Origin of the sequence: Cupriavidus sp. OV096, assembly GCF_900115455.1 — a bacterium.
GTDB lineage: Bacteria > Pseudomonadota > Gammaproteobacteria > Burkholderiales > Burkholderiaceae > Cupriavidus.
Genome location: NZ_FOWM01000003.1, coordinates 447,386 through 466,657, shown reverse-complemented (window position 1 = coordinate 466,657; position 19,272 = coordinate 447,386). Strand labels below are relative to the sequence as shown.

At 66.8% G+C, this 19,272-nt stretch carries 18 protein-coding genes; 12 read left to right on the top strand and 6 right to left on the bottom strand.

Features of this window, described 5'->3' with window-relative positions; translation table 11 throughout:
• Positions 1-10: 10 nt before the first annotated feature.
• Entirely contained in the window at positions 11-328 is a 318-nt protein-coding gene (locus BM115_RS09470) for a hypothetical protein (protein ID WP_255370747.1), read from the bottom strand.
• A gap of 331 nt (positions 329-659) precedes the next feature.
• Here BM115_RS09470 and ompR point away from each other — a divergent pair, with 331 nt between their 5' ends.
• The 6 genes from ompR to BM115_RS09440 all read left to right on the top strand — a co-directional run bounded on the left by ompR (position 660) and on the right by BM115_RS09440 (position 6,506).
• Positions 660-1,382: an osmolarity response regulator transcription factor OmpR gene (gene ompR / locus BM115_RS09465; RefSeq protein ID WP_006576352.1), complete on the top strand. Its 723-nt coding sequence runs from the start codon at positions 660-662 to the stop codon at positions 1,380-1,382.
• Between the two features lie 25 nt (positions 1,383-1,407).
• Positions 1,408-2,757 (top strand): ATP-binding protein, encoded by a 1,350-nt coding sequence (locus BM115_RS09460; RefSeq protein WP_092292967.1) that lies wholly within the window; start codon positions 1,408-1,410, stop codon positions 2,755-2,757.
• 158 nt (positions 2,758-2,915) lie between these two features.
• Positions 2,916-4,214 carry an MFS transporter gene (locus tag BM115_RS09455; RefSeq protein ID WP_092292965.1) on the top strand — a complete coding sequence of 433 codons (1,299 nt, stop codon included), beginning with the start codon at positions 2,916-2,918 and terminating at the stop codon, positions 4,212-4,214.
• A 300-nt stretch (positions 4,215-4,514) separates the two neighbouring features.
• Positions 4,515-5,063: a peroxiredoxin gene (locus tag BM115_RS09450; protein ID WP_092292963.1), complete on the top strand. Its 549-nt coding sequence runs from the start codon at positions 4,515-4,517 to the stop codon at positions 5,061-5,063.
• Positions 5,064-5,187: 124 nt separating this feature from the next.
• Positions 5,188-5,709: a carboxymuconolactone decarboxylase family protein gene (locus BM115_RS09445; RefSeq protein ID WP_092292961.1), complete on the top strand. Its 522-nt coding sequence runs from the start codon at positions 5,188-5,190 to the stop codon at positions 5,707-5,709.
• 215 nt (positions 5,710-5,924) lie between these two features.
• On the top strand, positions 5,925-6,506 hold the full coding sequence (locus BM115_RS09440) for a GNAT family N-acetyltransferase (RefSeq protein WP_092292959.1): 582 nt from the start codon (positions 5,925-5,927) through the stop codon (positions 6,504-6,506).
• 21 nt (positions 6,507-6,527) lie between these two features.
• Here BM115_RS09440 and ispF read toward each other — a convergent pair whose 3' ends face one another.
• Complete coding sequence (gene ispF, locus BM115_RS09435; protein ID WP_092292957.1) at positions 6,528-7,034, bottom strand: 2-C-methyl-D-erythritol 2,4-cyclodiphosphate synthase; 507 nt, start codon at positions 7,032-7,034, stop codon at positions 6,528-6,530.
• A gap of 21 nt (positions 7,035-7,055) precedes the next feature.
• Positions 7,056-7,808, bottom strand: coding sequence for a 2-C-methyl-D-erythritol 4-phosphate cytidylyltransferase (gene ispD / locus BM115_RS09430; RefSeq protein ID WP_143093869.1), 753 nt, complete (start codon positions 7,806-7,808; stop codon positions 7,056-7,058).
• Positions 7,809-7,979: 171 nt separating this feature from the next.
• On the opposite strand from ispD, the gene mfd reads away from it, so the two are divergent.
• The 6 genes from mfd (at position 7,980) to BM115_RS09400 (ending at position 16,045) form a co-directional block, all read left to right on the top strand.
• Positions 7,980-11,429, top strand: coding sequence for a transcription-repair coupling factor (mfd, locus tag BM115_RS09425; RefSeq protein ID WP_092292955.1), 3,450 nt, complete (start codon positions 7,980-7,982; stop codon positions 11,427-11,429).
• Positions 11,430-11,474: 45 nt separating this feature from the next.
• Complete coding sequence (argE, locus tag BM115_RS09420) at positions 11,475-12,689, top strand: acetylornithine deacetylase (protein ID WP_092292953.1); 1,215 nt, start codon at positions 11,475-11,477, stop codon at positions 12,687-12,689.
• An 89-nt stretch (positions 12,690-12,778) separates the two neighbouring features.
• Positions 12,779-13,633, top strand: a complete 855-nt coding sequence (gene serB / locus BM115_RS09415; RefSeq protein ID WP_092292951.1) for a phosphoserine phosphatase SerB — start codon at positions 12,779-12,781, stop codon at positions 13,631-13,633.
• Between the two features lie 174 nt (positions 13,634-13,807).
• Positions 13,808-14,116, top strand: a complete 309-nt coding sequence (locus BM115_RS09410; RefSeq protein ID WP_092292949.1) for a hypothetical protein — start codon at positions 13,808-13,810, stop codon at positions 14,114-14,116.
• Positions 14,113-14,403: a hypothetical protein gene (locus BM115_RS09405; RefSeq protein ID WP_177219880.1), complete on the top strand. Its 291-nt coding sequence runs from the start codon at positions 14,113-14,115 to the stop codon at positions 14,401-14,403. Before BM115_RS09410 ends, BM115_RS09405 begins: the two co-directional genes overlap by 4 nt.
• 10 nt (positions 14,404-14,413) lie before the next feature.
• Positions 14,414-16,045, top strand: a complete 1,632-nt coding sequence (locus BM115_RS09400) for a PepSY-associated TM helix domain-containing protein (protein ID WP_092292947.1) — start codon at positions 14,414-14,416, stop codon at positions 16,043-16,045.
• 49 nt (positions 16,046-16,094) lie between these two features.
• Here the strand turns inward: BM115_RS09400 and BM115_RS09395 are convergent, their stop codons facing one another.
• From BM115_RS09395 to bktB, 3 genes are all read right to left on the bottom strand, one after another.
• Complete coding sequence (locus BM115_RS09395) at positions 16,095-17,306, bottom strand: cystathionine beta-lyase (RefSeq protein ID WP_092292946.1); 1,212 nt, start codon at positions 17,304-17,306, stop codon at positions 16,095-16,097.
• 88 nt (positions 17,307-17,394) lie between these two features.
• Complete coding sequence (locus BM115_RS09390) at positions 17,395-17,997, bottom strand: hypothetical protein (RefSeq protein WP_092292944.1); 603 nt, start codon at positions 17,995-17,997, stop codon at positions 17,395-17,397.
• Positions 17,998-18,029: 32 nt separating this feature from the next.
• The gene (bktB, locus tag BM115_RS09385) at positions 18,030-19,214 is read right to left on the bottom strand and encodes a beta-ketothiolase BktB (protein WP_092292942.1); all 1,185 of its coding nucleotides are present in this window, start codon (positions 19,212-19,214) and stop codon (positions 18,030-18,032) included.
• Positions 19,215-19,272 lie beyond the last annotated feature (58 nt).

Below are 19,272 nucleotides of genomic sequence, written 5' to 3'. Positions count from 1 at the left end.
GGGAGGGCGGTCAGCCGCCTTCGTACATCTCGCGGCCGAGATCCTGGAGATTCTTGCGCAGCGTCTTGCGCTCGTCGGGCGAGAGTTTGGGATGCCCGCCCGGTGGGCCCTGGCGGCCGGCGCGGTCGGCCATGTCGCGCTCCGTGCGGTACTTTTCGGCGCGGGTGCGGGCCTCGCGCTGGTCCAGGCGCTCACCGCCGCCCGGCTTGCCCGGCACGGCGGGGGTAGGTGCGCCACCGCTGGCGTGGCCCGGCTGGGCAGGGCGGAGTAACTGGGCCATGCCCGCCGACTGCGCCTGCGCGGGCGCCGGCAGCAGTACGATGAGCATGGCCGCGCCGGCATGGCAAGCCGCCCGCACGCACGCCGTGCGTTGCAGGGTTTGTCCGTGCCGGTTTTGCTTCACTTTCATTGGATAATGGCGGTCTTGACAGTGGTCGCACATCCGCATGGAGGACGACGCAGGCACTATGCCAACGCCTTCGTCAGAGAGATGGGACGCCCCTTGGTCACCGTGAATACCCGTCGCGCCAGATCGGCGTCGGGATACGGTTTGCGGAGTGTAATTGCACAAAAGATGCACGCCGCCATACCACAGGGTAAAGTATGTAACGTTTTGTTAAGCCATTTTGAGCGAAAGCGTAAGTCGCTAAGATACCGCCATGGAAAATACCAGCCACAAGATTCTCGTCGTGGACGACGACCCGCGATTGCGCGACCTGCTGCGCCGCTACCTTGGCGAGCAGGGGTTCACGGTACTGGTGGCGGAAAACGCCACCGCCATGAACAAGCTCTGGCTGCGCGAGCGGTTTGACCTGCTGGTGCTGGACCTGATGATGCCGGGCGAGGATGGCCTGTCCATCTGCCGCCGCCTGCGCGGTGCCAACGATCAGACCCCGATCATCATGCTGACCGCCAAGGGCGAGGACGTCGATCGCATCGTCGGCCTGGAAATGGGCGCCGATGACTACCTGCCCAAGCCTTTCAACCCGCGCGAGCTGATCGCGCGCATTCACGCCGTGCTGCGCCGCAAGGGTCCCGCCGAGGTACCGGGCGCCCCGTCCGAGACGCCCGAAACCTTCGCCTTCGGCGATTTCGTGCTGAACCTGGCCACCCGCACGCTGACCAAGAACGACGAGGAAATCACGCTCACCACGGGCGAATTCTCGGTGCTCAAGGTGTTCGCGCGGCATCCGCGCCAGCCGCTCTCGCGCGAGAAGCTCATGGAAATGGCCCGCGGCCGCGAATACGAAGTGTTCGACCGCAGCCTGGACGTGCAGATCTCGCGCCTGCGCAAGCTCATCGAACCGGACCCGGGCAACCCCCGCTTCATCCAGACGGTCTGGGGCCTGGGCTACGTCTTCATTCCCGATGGCGTGAAGTAGTCCCGGTTCGTCCGCAGTCAGCATCGTGGCGACCGCTCTCGGCCGTACCGCAACGCGGTTCTTTGGTTCGCTGTTCTGGCGCACCTTCATGCTGATCGCCCTGTTGCTGGCGATCTCGCTGGGTATCTGGTTCCAGAGCTACCGGCTCTTCGAACGCGCACCGCGCGCCCAGCAGATCGCCATGCAGGTGGTCAGCGTGGTCAAGCTCACGCGCGCGGCCCTGCTCTATTCCGACCCGGCGCGGCGGCGCTTCCTGCTGCTCGACCTCGTGCAGAACGAAGGCATCAAGGTCTATCCGCGCGAGAAGGACGACGACTTCGCCGCGCCCACGGCCAACCCGTTCCTGACCCAGCTGGTGCAGCAGGAGATTCGCGGGCGGCTGGGCGAGGACACCGTGCTCGCCACCACCGTCAATGACATTCCGGGCGTGTGGGTCAGCTTCGAGATCGAGGGGGACGACTACTGGGTCGCCATCAGCCCGGAGCGCTTCGAGCGCGTGCCGGGCATCCAGTGGCTGTGGTGGAGTATCGCCGCGCTGCTGCTGTCGATCATCGGCGCGGCCTTTATCACGGCACGTGTGAACTACCCGCTCAAGCGGCTGGCCAACGCGGCGCGCCAGATCGGCACGGGCGGCGACCCGCCGCCGCTGCGCGAGCATGGCGCCAGCGAGGTAGCCCAGGCCAACCGGAGCTTCAACCAGATGGTGCGCGACCTGCGCCAGCTCGACGACGACCGCGTGGTCATGCTGGCCGGCATCTCCCACGACCTGCGCACCCCGCTCACCCGGCTGCGGCTCGAGACCGAGATGTCGCCGGTGGACAACATCACGCGCGACGCCATGATCGCCGACATCGAGCAGATGGACGCCATCATCGGCCAGTTCCTCAACTACGCCCGGCCCGGCCAGGAAATGGTGGAGCCGGTGGATCTCTCCGCGCTGGTCCAGGACGCCGTGGGCGTCTATGCCGCGCACGACGACGTGCGCGTGCACGTGCGCGCCAACGGCCCGGTCATGGCGGTGGCCAACCGCATGGAGATCCAGCGCATCCTGGACAACCTGGTCGAGAACGCGCGCCGCTACGCCAAGGACGAGGAAAGCGGCATGGCCGAGGTGGAGATCTCCACCCGGCTCGATGACAAGGACGCCGTGCTGACCGTGGCCGACAACGGTCCGGGCGTGCCCGATGCGCAGCTCTCGCTGCTGACCCGGCCGTTCTACCGGCTCGACAGCGCGCGCAGCGAGGCCAAGGGCGCGGGGCTGGGCATGTCCATCGTCAACCGCATCCTCCAGCGCAACGGCGGGCGGCTGGTGCTCGCCAATCGGCCGCCACCCAAGTCCGGGCTGGTGGTGCGCGCCTGCTTCCGGCGCGCATGAGGCGCCACCCCGCGCGGGCACTGACAGGTTTTCGACAGCATTTGATAGCAGATTGAAAGGCGGTTGACAGGGCATTGACAGCCCCGCGGCGCACACTGGCGGCCATTGCGATCCCACAACATGTCGCCGGCCGCACCGGCGCTGACCGAGAGACAGCCATGTCCAGCACCGCCTCCGCGCCGGCTTCCCAGCACAGCGCCCGTACCGTGTTCCGCGTCGTCAGCGGCAACTTCCTCGAAATGTACGATTTCATGGTGTACGGCTTCTACGCCGCCGCCATCGCCCGTACGTTCTTCCCCAGCGGCAACGAATTCGCCTCGCTGATGCTCTCGCTGGCCACCTTCGGCGCCGGCTTCCTGATGCGTCCGCTCGGCGCCATCATTCTCGGCGCCTATATCGACCACCATGGCCGCCGCAAGGGCCTGATTCTCACGCTGATCCTGATGGCGATGGGCACGCTGCTGATTGCGCTGGTGCCCGGCTATGCCTCGATCGGGGTGGCCGCGCCGCTGCTGGTGCTGGCGGGCCGGCTGCTGCAAGGGTTCTCGGCCGGCGTGGAGCTGGGCGGGGTATCGGTCTACCTGTCCGAGATCGCCAAGCCGGGCCAGAAAGGCTTCTATGTGGCGTGGCAGTCGGCCAGCCAGCAGGTGGCGGTGATCTTTGCCGGGCTAATGGGTGTGATCCTGCACGCCACGCTGGCGCCGGAACAGATGGATAGCTGGGGCTGGCGCGTGCCGTTCCTGATCGGCTGCCTGATCGTGCCATTCCTGTTCATGATCCGGCGCTCGCTGGAGGAAACCGAAGCCTTCCGCACCCGCAAGCACCAGCCGACCATGCGCGAGATCTACCGCTCGATGCTCGACAACTGGGGCATCATCCTCGCGGGCTGCATGATGGTGGTGATGACCACGGTGTCGTTCTACATGATCACCGCCTACACGCCCACCTTCGGCAAGACCGTGCTCAAGCTCGGCGACGTGGACAACCTCATCGTGACGATGTGCGTCGGCCTTTCCAACTTCATCTGGCTGCCGCTGATGGGCGCCGTCTCCGACCGCGTGGGACGCAAGCCGCTGCTGGTGATCTTCACCATCGCCACCCTGCTGACCGCCTACCCGGCCGTGTCCTGGCTGGTGGCCGAGCCGTCCTTCGGCCGCCTGCTGATGGTGGAGCTGTGGCTCTCCTTCCTGTACGGCAGCTACAACGGCGCGATGGTCGTCACGCTGGCCGAGATCATGCCGCCGGCGGTGCGCACGGCGGGCTTCTCGCTCGCCTACAGCCTGGCCACGGCGCTGTTCGGCGGCTTCACGCCCGCCATCGCCACCTACCTGATCCACGAAACCGGCAACAAGGCCGCGCCGGGCCTGTGGCTGACGTTCGCCGCCGCCTGCGGTCTGGTGGCCACGCTGGTCATCTTCCGCACCCGCCGCCTGCAGGGCGCCCTGCGCACCGCCTGATACGCGTGGCCTGATGCGGCCCCGACCCGATCGCCGCCACAAGATGAAACTTTTGTGGCGGCTTTCGTCATGTGCGTCCGCACATGGCATACTCAGCGTTCGTCTTTGGCGCGCGCCGTGCAGGGAAAGGCCGATGCCTATCGGTCTCTTTGAGACAATCAATTGGCCCTGCGCGTATCGGACAGGTCATAATCTGGCTTTGTTGCGATGCCGTATCGTGGCGTTCTGCAGCCCCGTGCTGCCCCACCCCGCCCGGCGTGTCGCGTGCGTTACTCTGTTCAACCGTATCAGGAGAAGTTGATGAAGACCGTTGGTGACAAGATCGAATCGTTCCAAATCGTTGGCGTGAAGCCGGGTTTCAACAACCACGAAGAGAATGGCCAGTCGGCTTTCGAAGACATCACCGAGAAGTCCTTCGAAGGCAAGTGGAAGATCATCTACTTCTACCCGAAGGACTTCACCTTCGTGTGCCCGACCGAAATCGTCGCCTTCGCCAAGCTGAACGACGACTTCGCTGATCGCGACGCGATCGTGCTGGGCGGCTCGACCGATAACGAGTTCGTGAAGCTGGCATGGCGCCGCGAACACAAGGACCTGAACAAGCTGAACCAGTGGCAATTCGCCGACGTGACCGGCTCGCTGGTGGACCAGCTGGGCGTGCGTGACAAGGCTGCCGGCGTGGCCCTGCGCGCTACGTTCATCGTCGATCCGGACAACGTGATCCAACACGTGTCGGTGAACAACCTGAACGTCGGCCGTAGCCCGGACGAAGTCCTGCGTATTCTGGACGGCCTGCAAACGGACGAGCTGTGCCCGTGCAACCGCGCTGTCGGCGGCGCCACGCTGTAATTTGTTTGACCTGCCAACCGCCCTCCCCGGGCGGACCGGCGCGCGCGGAAGTGGCCAAACCGGCGCTTCCGCGTCAAAGCCCGCAAATGCGGGTTTTTTGAGCCCTGGACGATAGGAGAAATAAATGGAATTCCTCAGCACGATTAAGAACCTCATTCCCGACTACGCGAAGGACATCCGCCTGAATGTGGATGGCACGATCGCGCGCTCGTCGCTGGAAGGCAATGACGCCGTGGGCGTGGCACTCGCCGCCGCCTTCGCCGCCAAGAGCAAGATCATCGTCGATGCCATCCGCAATGCGAACGTGCTGTCGCCGGAGGAAGTCACCGCTGCGCAGACGGCTGCCGCGCTGATGGGCATGAACAATGTCTGGTATCCGTACATCGAGATGGCCGAGGACCCGGACCTGTCGAGCCAGCCCGCCGGACTGCGCATGAACGCCTACGCTACCCATGGTGGCGTGGACAAGCGCCGCTTCGAGATGTACGCACTGGCCGCGTCGATCATCGGCAAGTGCCACTTCTGCGTGAAGTCGCACTATCAGTTGCTGAAGACCGAGCAAGGCATGAGCGCGCAGCAACTGCGCGACGTGGGCCGCATCGCCGCCGTGATCGGGGCTGCCGCCAACGTGATCGCCGCAGAATAAGGCTTGCCGGGCAGGCATTGCCCGCCTGGTCAGGAAAACCTGCCGCCACCGCAAGGGGCGGCAGGTTTTTTTTCGCCCCAGCGCGAAAGCCTGATGTCAAGACGATGTCAATACGCTGGGCGGCATGTTGTCTGACACGCAAACGGGCGATCGGGAACCATGCACTTGTGCCGCGACCGGCCTACAATCCACGCAAGGACACCGATACAGAGGCCATGAGTACCTTGCCTTCGCATACCTCCCCCCGTTTTCGCTTCCGCCTGGCGGCGGCGTACGACTGGGGCGACATCGCAGCGGTCACGCAGCAAGCCTATGGGCAGTATGAGCTTGCGATCATGGAAGATTGCCGCGCATCGTTCCAGCGCGGCATGCAGTCCGTGCTGGCCGCAAAGGACAATCCCGACATGGAATGGTGGGTCGCCGAGAGCGACCACGGCATCAGCGGTGCCGTGCTGTTCTGCCATCCGGGCGCCACGCTGCCCGCCCTGGACGACAGCACCGTGACGCTGACGCAGCCCGAGGCACGGCTGCTGTCGGTCAGCCCGCAGGCGCGTGGCCAGGGGCTGGGACATCGGCTGATGCAGATCTGCATCCAGCGGGCGCGCGATATCGGCGCCAGTGCGCTGGTGGTGCGGACCATGCCCGAGATGGCCTCCGCCAACAAACTGTGCCAGCAGATGGGCTTCCAGAAACGGACCGAAGCCGGCGCACGCAGCGGCGCCATGGCGCGCCTGAACGACTACACCTTCGCGATCCTGCCCGAGGAAGCGCCGCTACCGTCGCCACCCCCGGTCTGACTGTCTGATCGCGCAGTTGCTTCAATCCTGAACGTCGCCAGCCTTGCGGTAGATCAGCACCGCGGCCTGCGCGACGATGCCCTCTTCGCGCCCTTCGAACCCCAGCTTCTCATTGGTCTTCGCCTTCACGTTGCAACGCGTGACGGGCAGGCCGAGGTCTTCCGCGAGATTCGCCACCATGCCGCCGATATGCGGCGCCAGTTTTGGCTTTTGTGCGATGACCGTGGCATCCACGTTGCCGATCTCGTAGCCGGCCTCGCGCACCCGCCGGGCCGCCTCGCGCAACAGCACGCGACTGTCGGCACCGGCGAAATTCGGGTCCGTGTCGGGAAAATGCCGGCCGATGTCGCCCAATGCGGCGGCACCGAACAGCGCGTCGGTCACGGCGTGCAGCAGCGCGTCGGCATCGGAATGGCCGAGCAGGCCACGGTCATGCGGAATGTCCACGCCACCCAGGATCAGCTTGCGGCCCGGCACCAGGGCGTGCACGTCATAGCCCTGGCCAATGCGGATATCGAACGGATTCAATGCGACTCCTCTGAAAAATGCTTAACGGTCAGCCAGCGGGGCTGCCGGCGCGAGCAGGATGTCCGCCAGCGCGAAATCCTCGGGGTAGGTGACCTTGAAATTGCGCAGCGAGCCGTTGACCAGGCGCGGATGCAGGCCCAGGCGCTCGATGGCGCTCGCCTCGTCGGTGACCACGGCGCCGGCGGCCAGCGCCTCCTGCAACGCCTGGCGCAACACGCCTACGCGGAACATCTGCGGGGTCTGGGCCTGCCAGAGCCCTTCGCGCGGCACGGTGGCGCCAATCCGCACGCCAACCTGGGTGCCTTCGTCCGCCCGCTTGAGCGTATCGGGCACCGGCACCGCCAGAATGCCGCCGATGGCCGCATCGGCCTCGTCGTCGGCCTCCACGGCGCGGATCAGCGTGTCGATCATGGCCGGCGTCAGTCCTGGGCGGGCGGCATCGTGCACGAGCACCCAGTCGCTGTCCGTGGCGCCGAGCTGGGCCAGGTGATGCAGGCCGGCCAGCACCGAGGCGTGGCGCGTGTCGCCGCCCACGAAGGCGGTATCGAAGCGCAGCCCCGCGAACGCCTCCGCGCCGAAGCGCGATTCCAGCGGCATATCGTCCGGCGCCAGCACCAGCGCGGTGGCGCTGATGCGCTCACAGGCGGAAAAGGCGGCCAGCGCGTGCCAGATCATCGGGCGGCCGGCCACGGTCTGGTATTGCTTGGCGACGTGGCCGCCGGCGCGGCTGCCGGTACCGGCACAGGGAATCAGGGCGAAGCGGCGAGCAGACACAGGGTAGCGGGGCGAAGTAGGAATAAGACGGGCGGCGGACCGGCCGGTGCGCATTCTATAATACGGCCCTTGTCCACCGCCACGGAGATCCCTTCCGGGGCCGGACTATCATGGCCAACCCCCGCCCGCGCTGCCGGCGGGGCGCTGTCGTTTCGATCGCCCTTGCTGCCAATGCCTGACATCCACGCTGTCACATCCTTCGCTAACCTGTCGCTGGTCAAGCCCGGCATGCGTCACGCGGTGGCCGGCCTGACCGGCTCCGCCGACGCCCTGCTGGTAGCCGCCTACGCGCGCCAACACAAGGGCGCCCTGCCGATGCTGGCAGTGATGTGCGCCAACGCCACCGACGCCCAGCGCCTGGCCGAGGAAATCCCGTGGTTCGCGCCCGAACTGCGTGTGCGGCTGCTGCCGGACTGGGAAACGCTGCCTTACGACAGCTTCTCGCCCCACCAGGACCTGGTATCCGAGCGGCTGGCCACGCTGCACGACATCCAGACCGGCCAGTGCGACGTGATGCTGGTGCCCGCCTCCACCGCGCTGTACCGGCTGGCGCCGCCGGCCTTCCTGGCCGCGTACACCTTCTTCTTCAAGCAGGGCGAGAAACTCGACGAAAACGCGCTCAAGGCCCAGTTCACACTGGCCGGCTACGAGCACGTCAGCGCGGTCATGCGCCCCGGCGAGTACAGCGTACGGGGCGGGCTGATCGACCTCTTCCCGATGGGCTCGGCCCTGCCGTACCGGATCGACCTGTTCGGGGATGAGATCGAGACCATCCGCGCCTTCGACCCCGACACCCAGCGCAGCCTGTACCCGGTGAAGGAAGTGCGCCTGCTGCCCGGGCGCGAGTTCCCGCTCGACGAAACCGCCCGCACCGCCTTCCGGGGCCGCTGGCGCGAGGTGTTCGAGGGAGATCCGACCAAATCGCCGATCTACAAGGACATTGGCAACGGCGTGCCGTCCGCCGGCATCGAGTACTACCTGCCACTGTTCTTCGAGGAAAGCGCCACCCTGTTCGATTACCTGCCCGCCGGCACGCAACTGGCGTTCGCAGGCAATATCGACGAGGCCATCCGCCGTTTCTGGGCCGATACCACCCAGCGCTACACCTTCATGCGGCACGACCGCGAACGCCCGCTGCTGCCGCCGGCGGACCTGTTCCTGTCCGAGGAGCAGTTCTTCGTAGCCGCCAAGCCGCTGGCGCGCGTGGTGCTGCAGCGCGAGGCCACGGCCGAGCAGGCACCGTTCTCGGCTGCCCTGCCCGATGTCTCGGTCAACCGCCGCGCCGAAGACCCGCTGGTCAACCTTGAGGCCCTGCTGCTGAACAAGGCCACGCGCGTGCTGATGTGCGCCGACTCCGCTGGCCGGCGCGAGACGCTGATGCAACTCTTCGCCGAAAGCGGCCTGCGTCCGCAGCCAGTGGACGACTTCGCCGCCTATCTGGCCGGTGACGCGCACTTCTCGATCGCCGTGGCGCCGCTGCAGAGCGGCTTTGCGCTGCCGCAGGCGCAACTGGCCTTCGTGACTGAGGCCGAGCTCTACGCCGGCACCGCGCGCCGCACGGGCCGCCGCAAGCAGGAACAGGCCAGCGCCGTCGATTCGATGGTGCGCGACCTCGCCGAACTGAAGATCGGCGACCCCGTGGTGCATAGCGAGCATGGCATCGGCCGCTATCAGGGGCTGGTGACGATGGACCTGGGCCAGGGCGAGGAGGAATTCCTGCACCTGGACTACGACAAGGGCAGCAAGCTGTACGTGCCCGTGCACCAGTTGCATGTGATCTCGCGCTACTCGGGCGCCGATCCGGAATCCGCGCCGCTGCACCACCTCGGCTCCGGCCAGTGGGACAAGGCCAAGCGCCGCGCCGCGCAGCAGATCCGCGACACCGCCGCCGAGCTGCTGAACCTGTACGCACGCCGCGCCTTGCGCCAGGGCTTTGCCTTCCCACTCCAGCCCAAGGACTACGAGACCTTCGCCGAAAGCTTCGGTTTCGAGGAAACCCCCGATCAGGCCGCCGCCATTTCGGCTGTGATCGCCGACATGACCTCCGGCAAGCCAATGGACCGGCTGGTCTGCGGCGACGTGGGCTTCGGCAAGACCGAGGTGGCCCTGCGCGCCGCCTTCGTGGCCGTGCTCGGCGGCAAGCAGGTGGCCATGCTCGCGCCGACCACGCTGCTGGCGGAGCAGCACTTCCAGACGTTGTCCGACCGTTTCGCGGAATGGCCGGTGCGCATCGTGGAGCTGTCGCGCTTCAAGACCAAGAAGGAGATCGACGCGGCCATCAAGCAGATTAACGAGGGCACCGTCGATATCGTCATCGGCACGCACAAGCTGCTCTCGGACGACGTGAAGTTCCAGCGCCTGGGCCTGGTCATCATCGACGAGGAACACCGCTTCGGCGTGCGCCAAAAAGAGGCGCTCAAGACACTTCGCGCCGAGGTGGACGTGCTGACGCTCACCGCCACCCCCATCCCACGCACGCTGGGCATGGCGCTGGAGGGCCTGCGCGACTTCTCGGTCATCGCCACGGCGCCGCAGAAGCGGCTGGCGATCAAGACCTTCGTGCGGCGCGAGGAAGACGGCGTGATCCGCGAGGCCATCCTGCGCGAGCTGAAGCGCGGCGGGCAGGTCTACTTCCTCCATAACGAGGTCGAGACCATCGAGAACAAGCGCGCCCGGCTGATGGAACTGGTGCCCGAGGCGCGTATCGCCGTGGCCCATGGCCAGATGCACGAGCGCGAGCTGGAGCGCGTGATGCGCGATTTCGTGGCGCGGCGCGACAACATCCTGCTCTGCACGACGATCATCGAGACCGGCATCGACGTGCCGACCGCCAACACCATCCTGATCCACCGCGCCGACAAGTTCGGCCTGGCCCAGCTGCACCAGCTGCGGGGCCGCGTGGGTCGCTCGCACCATCAGGCCTACGCGTACATGCTGGTCCATGATGTCGATGGCCTGACCAAGCTGGCGCAGCGCCGGCTCGAGGCCATCCAGCAGATGGAGGAACTCGGCTCCGGCTTCTACCTCGCCATGCACGACCTGGAAATCCGTGGCGCCGGCGAGGTGCTGGGCGACAAGCAATCGGGCGAAATCCACGAAATCGGCTTCCAGCTTTATACGGACATGCTCAACGCCGCCGTGAAGGCGCTCAAGGCCGGCAAGGAGCCGGACCTGATGGCCCCGCTGCAGGTGACCACCGAGATCAACCTCGGCACGCCGGCGCTGCTGCCGAACGACTATTGCGCCGATGTGCACGAACGGCTGTCGCTCTACAAGCGGCTGGCCAACTGCGAGACGGCCGAGAGCGTGGACAACATCCAGGAAGAGCTGATCGACCGCTTCGGCCGCCTGCCGCCGCAGGCGCAGGCGCTGGTGGAGACGCACCGGCTGCGCATCGCCGCCGTGCCGCTGGGCGTGCGCAAGATCGATGCGGGCGAGGCCACCATCAGCATGCAGTTCGTGCCGAACCCGCCGATCGACGCCATCCGCATCATCGACCTCGTGCAAAAGAACCGCCATATCAAGCTGGCCGGGCAGGACAAGCTGCGCATCGAGGCCAAGATGCCCGATGTGGCCGTGCGCGCCCAGACCATCAAGCACACGCTGCGGCAACTGGCGTGACGGTGTAGGATCGCATCCTTGACGAATCAATCATCTTTCCGCCCCATGCCTGCCCATGCCAATGCCCAATCTTCCGCCACCGCAGCCAAGCCGCGCGGCAGTGCGCTCGACTGGACCGAGCGGCTGGTGTCGTACGACACCACGTCGCGCCATTCGAATCTCGGCCTGATCGAGGCCGTGCGCGACCACTTCCTGGCCAAGGGGCTGCGGCCGCACCTGAGCTACAACCCGCAGGGCGACAAAGCCAACCTGTTCGTGACCGTGCCGGCGGCCAATGGCGCCACCGATGGCGGCATCGTGCTGTCCGGCCACACTGACGTGGTGCCGGTGGACGGCCAGAACTGGACCACCGACCCGTTCAAGCCGGTGATCCGCGACGGCAAGCTCTATGGCCGGGGCACCTGCGACATGAAGGGCTTCATCGGCACCAGCCTGGCGCTGCTGCCGACCATCCTGGAGGCCAGGCTACGCGAGCCCGTGCACTACGCGCTGTCGTTCGACGAGGAAATCGGCTGCATGGGCGCGCCGTATCTTCTGGCCGAATTGCGAGACCGTGGCGTGCGGCCGGGCGGCTGCATCGTCGGCGAGCCGACCAGCATGCGCGTGATCGTCGCGCACAAGGGCATCAACGCCTACCGCTGCTGCGTGAAGGGTCAGGCCGCGCATTCGTCGCTGACGCCGAAGGGCGTGAACGCCATCGAATACGCGGCGCGGCTGATCTGCTTCATCCGCGACATCGCCGATGAATTCAAGGCCAACGGCCCGTACGATCAAGCCTTCGACGTGCCGTTCACGACCGCCTCCACTGGCACGATCCAGGGCGGCATCGCGCTGAACACCATTCCGGCGCTGTGCGAGTTCGTGTTCGAGTTCCGCAACCTGCCGGGCGTGGATCCCGAGGCGATCTTCGCGCGGATTCAGGAATATGCGAATGGCGTGCTGCTGCCGAAGATGCGCGCCGAACATGCCGACGCGGGGCTGACGCTGGCGAAGATTGCCGCTGCGCCGTCGCTCGACGCTGCCGAGGCCGACGCCATCACGCAACTGGTGCGCGCGCTGACCGCTGACCGGGACACCAACAAGGTGGCCTATGGCACCGAGGCCGGCCTGTTCCAGCGCGCCGGCATCCCGGCCGTGGTCTGCGGCCCCGGCGACATCCAGCAAGCCCACAAGCCGGACGAGTTTGTCGCCCTCGACCAACTGGAAGCCTGCGAAGCCTTCCTGCACAAGGTGGTGGACAGCCTGCGCGTGGCCGCCTGAGCTGCTTGAGCGTTTGAGCAGGAGGGCGGTGCGCTTACAATATCGCCTTCCTCGCTTTGCGCGCCCCGCCCCGACTTCCCCCTGCCGTCATGCCCCTGATTCTCCAGAGCCTGTCCCCGCTGTCGCCCGCCGATCTCGACGCCATCCGCCCCATCGCCGACGCTTCGGCCTTCACGCTGCGTGCGGCCAACGTCGCGGCCGCCGATGACTGCGCCCCGCTGACGCCCGCACTGCACAAGGCGCTGGACGAAGCCTGCGGCCCACGCGGCATCGACTGGGCCGTGGTGCCGGCCGGGCGCAAGCTCTCGGACTTCCGGCTGGTGGCCATGGACATGGACTCGACGTTGATCACGATCGAGTGCATCGACGAAATTGCGGACTTTTGCGGGCTGAAGGCCGAGGTTTCGGCGATCACGGAAGCCGCCATGCGCGGCGAGATCACCGATTTCAATGAAAGCCTGCGGCGCCGCGTGGCCCTGCTGAAGGGGCTGGATGCCAGCGTGCTCGACCGCGTCTACGCGGAGCGCCTGCGCCTGTCCCCGGGTGCCGAGCGGATGCTGCAGACCGTGCAGGCGCTGGGCATGCGCACGCTGCTGGTGTCGGGCGGCTTCGTCCATTTCACCGACCAGCTCAAGCCGCGCCTGAAGCTGGACTTCACGCGCGCGAACACGCTGGAGATTGTCGATGGCAAGCTCACCGGCGAAGTCGTCGGCGAAATCGTCAATGCGGACGTCAAGGCACGTACGGTGCGCGAGGTCTGCGCGCAGATCGGCGCCGATGTGTCGCAGGCCATCGTCATGGGCGACGGCTCGAACGATCTGAAGATGATGGCCGTGGCCGGCCTCTCCGTCGCCTTCCAGGCCAAGCCGGTGGTGCGCGCGCAGGCCAGCGTGGCGTTCAACCACGTCGGCCTGGACGGCCTGCTGAACCTCTTCCCGCACTAAATCCCCTCCCCCCGGCCCGCCTGGAGACTGGCTCCGGGCGGCGCCCGCTTCGTATTTCTCCTAATTTTCTGCCCGCCTTCGGCAGCCGAAATGTGCCGCAACGTCTTGATTTCCTTGTGAAATCAAATGCGAATCATTACTATTCGGTATTCCAACCATTCCGATGTCGCTCGCATGCAAGCGTTCGCTGTATTGCTAGGACTGGCGGCGGCTGCGTGCCTGTATCTCGCCGCGCCGAACCAGGTCCTGTTTGTTTCCGCTGAAGGCGAAGGTCGCGCGCCGCTGCCGCCCCGGTTGCTGGGCTGGCTCGGCCTGCTGCTGACCATCGCCAGCGCCTGGACCATGAGCGTGCCCGAGGGCTGGCCCGTGGCCATCGCCGCCACGCTGGTCACGCTGACCTGCAGCCTGTCCCTGTGGCCGTTCATCGGCACGTGGGTCCATCACCGCCGCGGGCTGCCCCGCCGGGAAGGGAGCGCAGCATGATGGGCACGAAATGGCTTGCCGGGACACTGCTGGGCCTGCCCCTGGCCCTCGCGCTGTGCACGCTGGGCATCCTCTGGCTGCCGGGCGGCTGGCATGGCGGCGTGGTCGCCGCAGTGCTGCTCAGCTTCGTCGCCTGGGTCACGCTGATCAGCCTGAGCCTGCTGTTCCGCACCAGCACGGCCGCGTGGCTCTGGCTGGGGGGCGCCAACCTGATCTGCTTCGGCCTCCTGTGGGCGCTGCGCCTGACGAACACCATGCCCGCCGCGTCCGCGCTGGCCGGGTCGTGAGGACCTCTCCATGAAACCCAATACCCTCCGCCTTTACCAGACGCTGCATACCTGGGTCGGCCTGATGGCCGGCTGGGCGCTCTTCATCGCCTTCTTCGCCGGCGCCATCACGATCTTCCACCACGAGCTGCACATCTGGCAGAACCCGGCCCGCCTGGAAGGCCGTCACGCCACCGAGGTCCACGTGGAGGGCCCGGCCGTCGACGCCTTCGTCCAGAAGCTGGTGGCCGTGCATCCGGATGCCGCCGCCAGCGTCTACGTGGCCCTGCCGAGCAAGGAAGAGCCCGATTTCAACGCCTACTGGCAGGACAAGGCCGGTGCGTGGCACACCATCAATGGCACGGCGCTGAACGGCGACGCCGCCGCGCAGCGCAACACCTCGCTCGACCACGTGACCGGCGAGCTGTCGGCGTTCCTGAACTCCCTGCACTACTCGCTCGGCCTGGGCCAGAACGGCACCTACTTCATGGGCGTGATCTCGGTGCTGTACGGGCTGGCGCTGGTGTCCGGCGTGCTACTGCACCTGCCGCGTCTCAAGAAGGACCTCTTCGCGGTGCGGCCGGGCCGCAACCTGAAGCGGTTCTGGATGGACGCGCACAACGTGATCGGCCTGTTCAGCCTGCCGTTCCACATGGTGTTCGCGGTCACGGGCGCGTTCCTGTGCCTGTCGCTGGTCATGGTGATGGTGTTCAACGCGCTCACCTTCAACGGCAAGCTGTTCGAGCAGGTGCCCACCGCGATTGCGGCCACGCCGGAAATGACGGCGGCCGGACGGCCTTCGCCGACCATGTCGGCGGCGCAACTGCTGGCCATCGCGCGCGAGCATGGCGGCGAACGCTTCACGCCGGAAGCCATCCGCTTCCAGCGCTATGGCGATGCCAATGCCGTGGCGGAAGTCCGTGGCGACAGCGAGCGCGCGCTCGGCAATGGCGGCTCGGTGGGCATCCACGCGGCGGCCAACGAGCCGAACGCGGGCAAGCTGATCGCCAACCAGACCCCCGGCGCGCGCGACACCAATCACACGCTGTATAGCGGCGTCTTCGCGCTGCACTACGGCACCTACGGCAACCTGCCCGTGCGGATCTTGTACCTGCTGGCCGGTCTGGCGGGCGCGTTCCTGTTCTATTCGGGCAACCTGCTGTGGATCGAGTCGCGCCGCAAGACGCGCCAGGCCGAGCAGCCGCGCGTGCATCGACTGCTGGCGCAGGCCACCGTGGGCGTGTGCATCGGCACCTGTATCGGCGTGGCGCTGTGCTTCCCGGCCGCGCTGCTGTGGCCTGAGCGCGCCGTGAGCTATGTGTTCTGGCCGGTGTTCCTGCTGGCGGTGGGCTGGTCGCTGGTGCGTCCGCCGGTGCGGGCGGCCGCCGAGCTGCTCTATGTGGCGGCGCTGGCCTCGCTGACTGTGCCGCTCGCCAATGCCCTGCTGACCGGCGACCACTTCGTCGTGGCCGCCCTGCACGGGCGCTGGGGTGTGGCGGGCTTCGATATCGGCGCCATCGCGCTGGCAGTGGGCTATGTGGTGCTGGCCCGCGCCACCCAGCGGCGCGCGCACAACGGCCCGGCGGAATCGGTCTGGGCGCTGCGCCCGGCTACGTCCGAGCAAGCCGCGCAGCCGGCCCTGCGCAAGGCCGACGCGTCCTGATGTGCCGGCGTCTCTCCCCCTCGGGGAGGGACGCCTTCTGCTTCCCTCTTCAGCGCAGGTGCTTTTCCATCGCCTGTTTCAGGTCCGCGATCAGATCGCGTGAATCTTCCAGGCCGATGTAGAGCCGCACCAGCTCCCCCGCATTTTCCCAGCCAGCCGGCGGCCACGTGCCCGCCGGGCGCATGCCCTCCACGTGGTACGGCACGGCCAGGCTGTGCGCCCCGCCCCACGACCAGCCAATTGCATACAGCTTCAGCGCCTCGACGAAGGCATCCACCTGCTCGCGCCCAAAACGGCTGTGCAGGATGATCGAGAACAGCCCGCTCGCGCCGGTGAAGTCACGCCGCCATTCGGCATGGCCGGGGCAATCGGGCAGCGCGGGATGCAGCACGCGGGTCACCTCGGGCCGCTTGGTCAGCCATTCGGCAATCTCGCGTGCGGCGCGGTCGTGCGCGGCCAGCCGCACCGGCATGCTCGCCATGCCGCGCAGGACCAGGAAGCAGTCATCGGCGGACACGCCCCAGCCCATCACCATGCGCGTGCGCTTGAGGCGGTTGTGGAGCGATTCGTCGGCCGTGATCACGGCGCCCATCAGCACGTCGCTGCCGCCCGACTGGTACTTGGTCAGCGCCTGCACCGAGACGTCGATGCCCTTCGCGAACGGCTGGAAGTAGACCCCCGCCGACCATGTGTTGTCGATGGCCGTCAGCACGCCGCGCGCCTTGGCCGCTGCGACGATGGCCTCGGTATCGGGCACCTCCATCGTCACCGAGCCCGGCGACTCGAGCCAGATCAGCTTGGTGTTCGGCTGGATCATCGAGGCGATACTGGCACCCGCCATCGGATGGTAGTAGCGCACGCTCACGCCGAATTCGCGGGCCAGCCACTCGCCATGGTCGCGATTGGGGCCGTAGACGTTGTCCGGCACGAGCACATCGTCGCCCGACTTCAGGAACGCGAAATAGACCAGCGAGATGGCGCCCATGCCAGACGGCAGCAGCAGGGTCTGCCGGCCTCCTTCGATCTGGGCGAGTTGCTGGCACAGCGCCTCGCTGGTGGGCGTGGCGTGCAGGCCGTAGCGCCAGTACGTCTTGGTGGGGTCGCCATAGGCGCGCAATTCGTCCAGATTGCGGAAGACCACGGTCGAGCCGCGATAGGTCGGCGTGGAAAACGAATCAAAGCCCGGCGCGATATCGAGTTCGGGCTGGACGGCGAGCGTCTGGAGATAGCGGGAGGCGTCGGATTGGGAATGGTCGGACACGGCGAGTTCCTCGTTTTGCGGGAGGTCGGATCAGACGTCCGAGCTTACCAGCAAATGCCGGGGTGGCCGAGGGGCCACCACGCCGATGTCAGCGCGAGTTGCCGATCGAGATCGAGGATTTCGGCACGAGCGGCGCGTAGGTGACGCCGCTGCTGGGCCGCATGTCGAACGGGGGAATGACGAGATAGCCGCCGAGGGGGCGGATGAAGAACGGCAGCACGATGGCCGGGTTGAAGGCGTCGGTCCAGGTGCCGCTCACCGCGCCATTCTGGTCGATACGGCCTTCCCAGTTGCCCGAGACACGCGTGCCGTCATCGGACTCTTCCATCAGGAAGGCGCCTTCGTTCCATTCGCCGGACAGCAGGCGCACACCGCCCTTGCCGTCGCCGGACGCGTATTCGCCCTGCAGGCTGTCGCGGGTGTCGGTCTTGGCGCCCACGCGCAGCCGCACTTGTTTGTCGCCGACGTTGCCGACGTAGACCGGGAACTTCGCGTACTCGGAGCGCGGCGCCAGCGAGCCGACCGGGCCCGAAGACAACGACGTCCCGCGCCGGGCTTCCCCAGCGCGGATCGCGTCATTGATGCCGAGACTGCCCTGCCCACCCGTCGACAACGACTCGCCGCCAGCCGCCTGGGCGGCCAGCGGGACGAACACCGCAAACGCGGCCACAACGGTCAGGCGGAAAGGCATCGGACGCAGCAAGGCAAACCCCGGATCAGGACTCAGATACGCTCAAAGATAGCAGCAATGCCCTGGCCACCGCCAATGCACATCGTCACGAGCGCATAGCGGCCCTGCACGCGTTGCAGTTCGTGCACGGCCTTGACGGTGATCAGTGCGCCGGTGGCACCGATCGGATGGCCCAGCGAGATGCCCGAGCCGTTCGGGTTGACCTTGGCCGGATCGAGGCCGAGCGCCTTGGTCACCGCGCACGCCTGGGCGGCGAAGGCTTCGTTGGCTTCGATTACATCGAGATCCTTGACCGTCAGGCCGGCGCGTTCGAGCGCGATCCTGGTGGCCGGCACCGGGCCGATACCCATGGTCTTCGGGTCCACACCGGCGTGGCCGTAGGACACCAGGCGCGCCAGCGGCTTCAGGCCGCGGCGCTCGGCTTCGGCGCGCACCATCAGCACCACGGCGGCGGCCGCGTCGTTCAGGCCGGACGCATTGCCAGCCGTCACCGTGCCGTTTTCCTTGACGAAGACCGGCTTGAGCTTGGTCATGTCGTCGATGGTGGCGTCGTGGCGCACGTGCTCGTCGGTGTCGAACACGACATCGCCCTTGCGCGACTTCAGCGTGACGGGAACGATCTGGTCCTTGAAATGGCCGGCCTTGATGGCGGCGGACGCGCGGCGGTGCGACTCCAGCGCAGCCTCGTCCTGCTGGGCGCGCGAGATGTCGTACTCCTTGGCCACGTTCTCGGCCGTCACGCCCATGTGGATGGCGTGGAACGGGTCGTGCAGCGCGCCGAGCATCATGTCGACGAGCTTGGCATCGCCCATGCGCGCGCCCCAGCGCGCCATCGGCGCCAGGTACGGCGCGCGGCTCATGCTCTCCGCGCCACCGCCGATGGCCACGTCGGCATCGCCGAGCAGAATGGTCTGGGCGGCGCTGATGATGGCCTGCAGGCCCGAGCCGCAGAGACGGTTCACGGTCAGCGCGGGGGCGTTGATCGACACCCCGCCGTTCACGGCCGCCACGCGGCCCAGGTACATGTCCTTGGGTTCGGTCTGGATCACATTGCCGAATACCACGTGACCGACGTCATCGCCGGACACATTGGCGCGGGCCAGCGCCTCGTGCACGACCAGCGCGCCCAAATCGGTCGGGGCCAGGTCCTTCAGGCTGCCGCCGAAGGTGCCAACTGCGGTGCGCACACCGCTGACAACCACCACTTCACGCGTCATGTCTTGTCTCCATGAGTTTATGTTGCGGCGCACAGTATAGTCCCGGCCACCCCAAAAC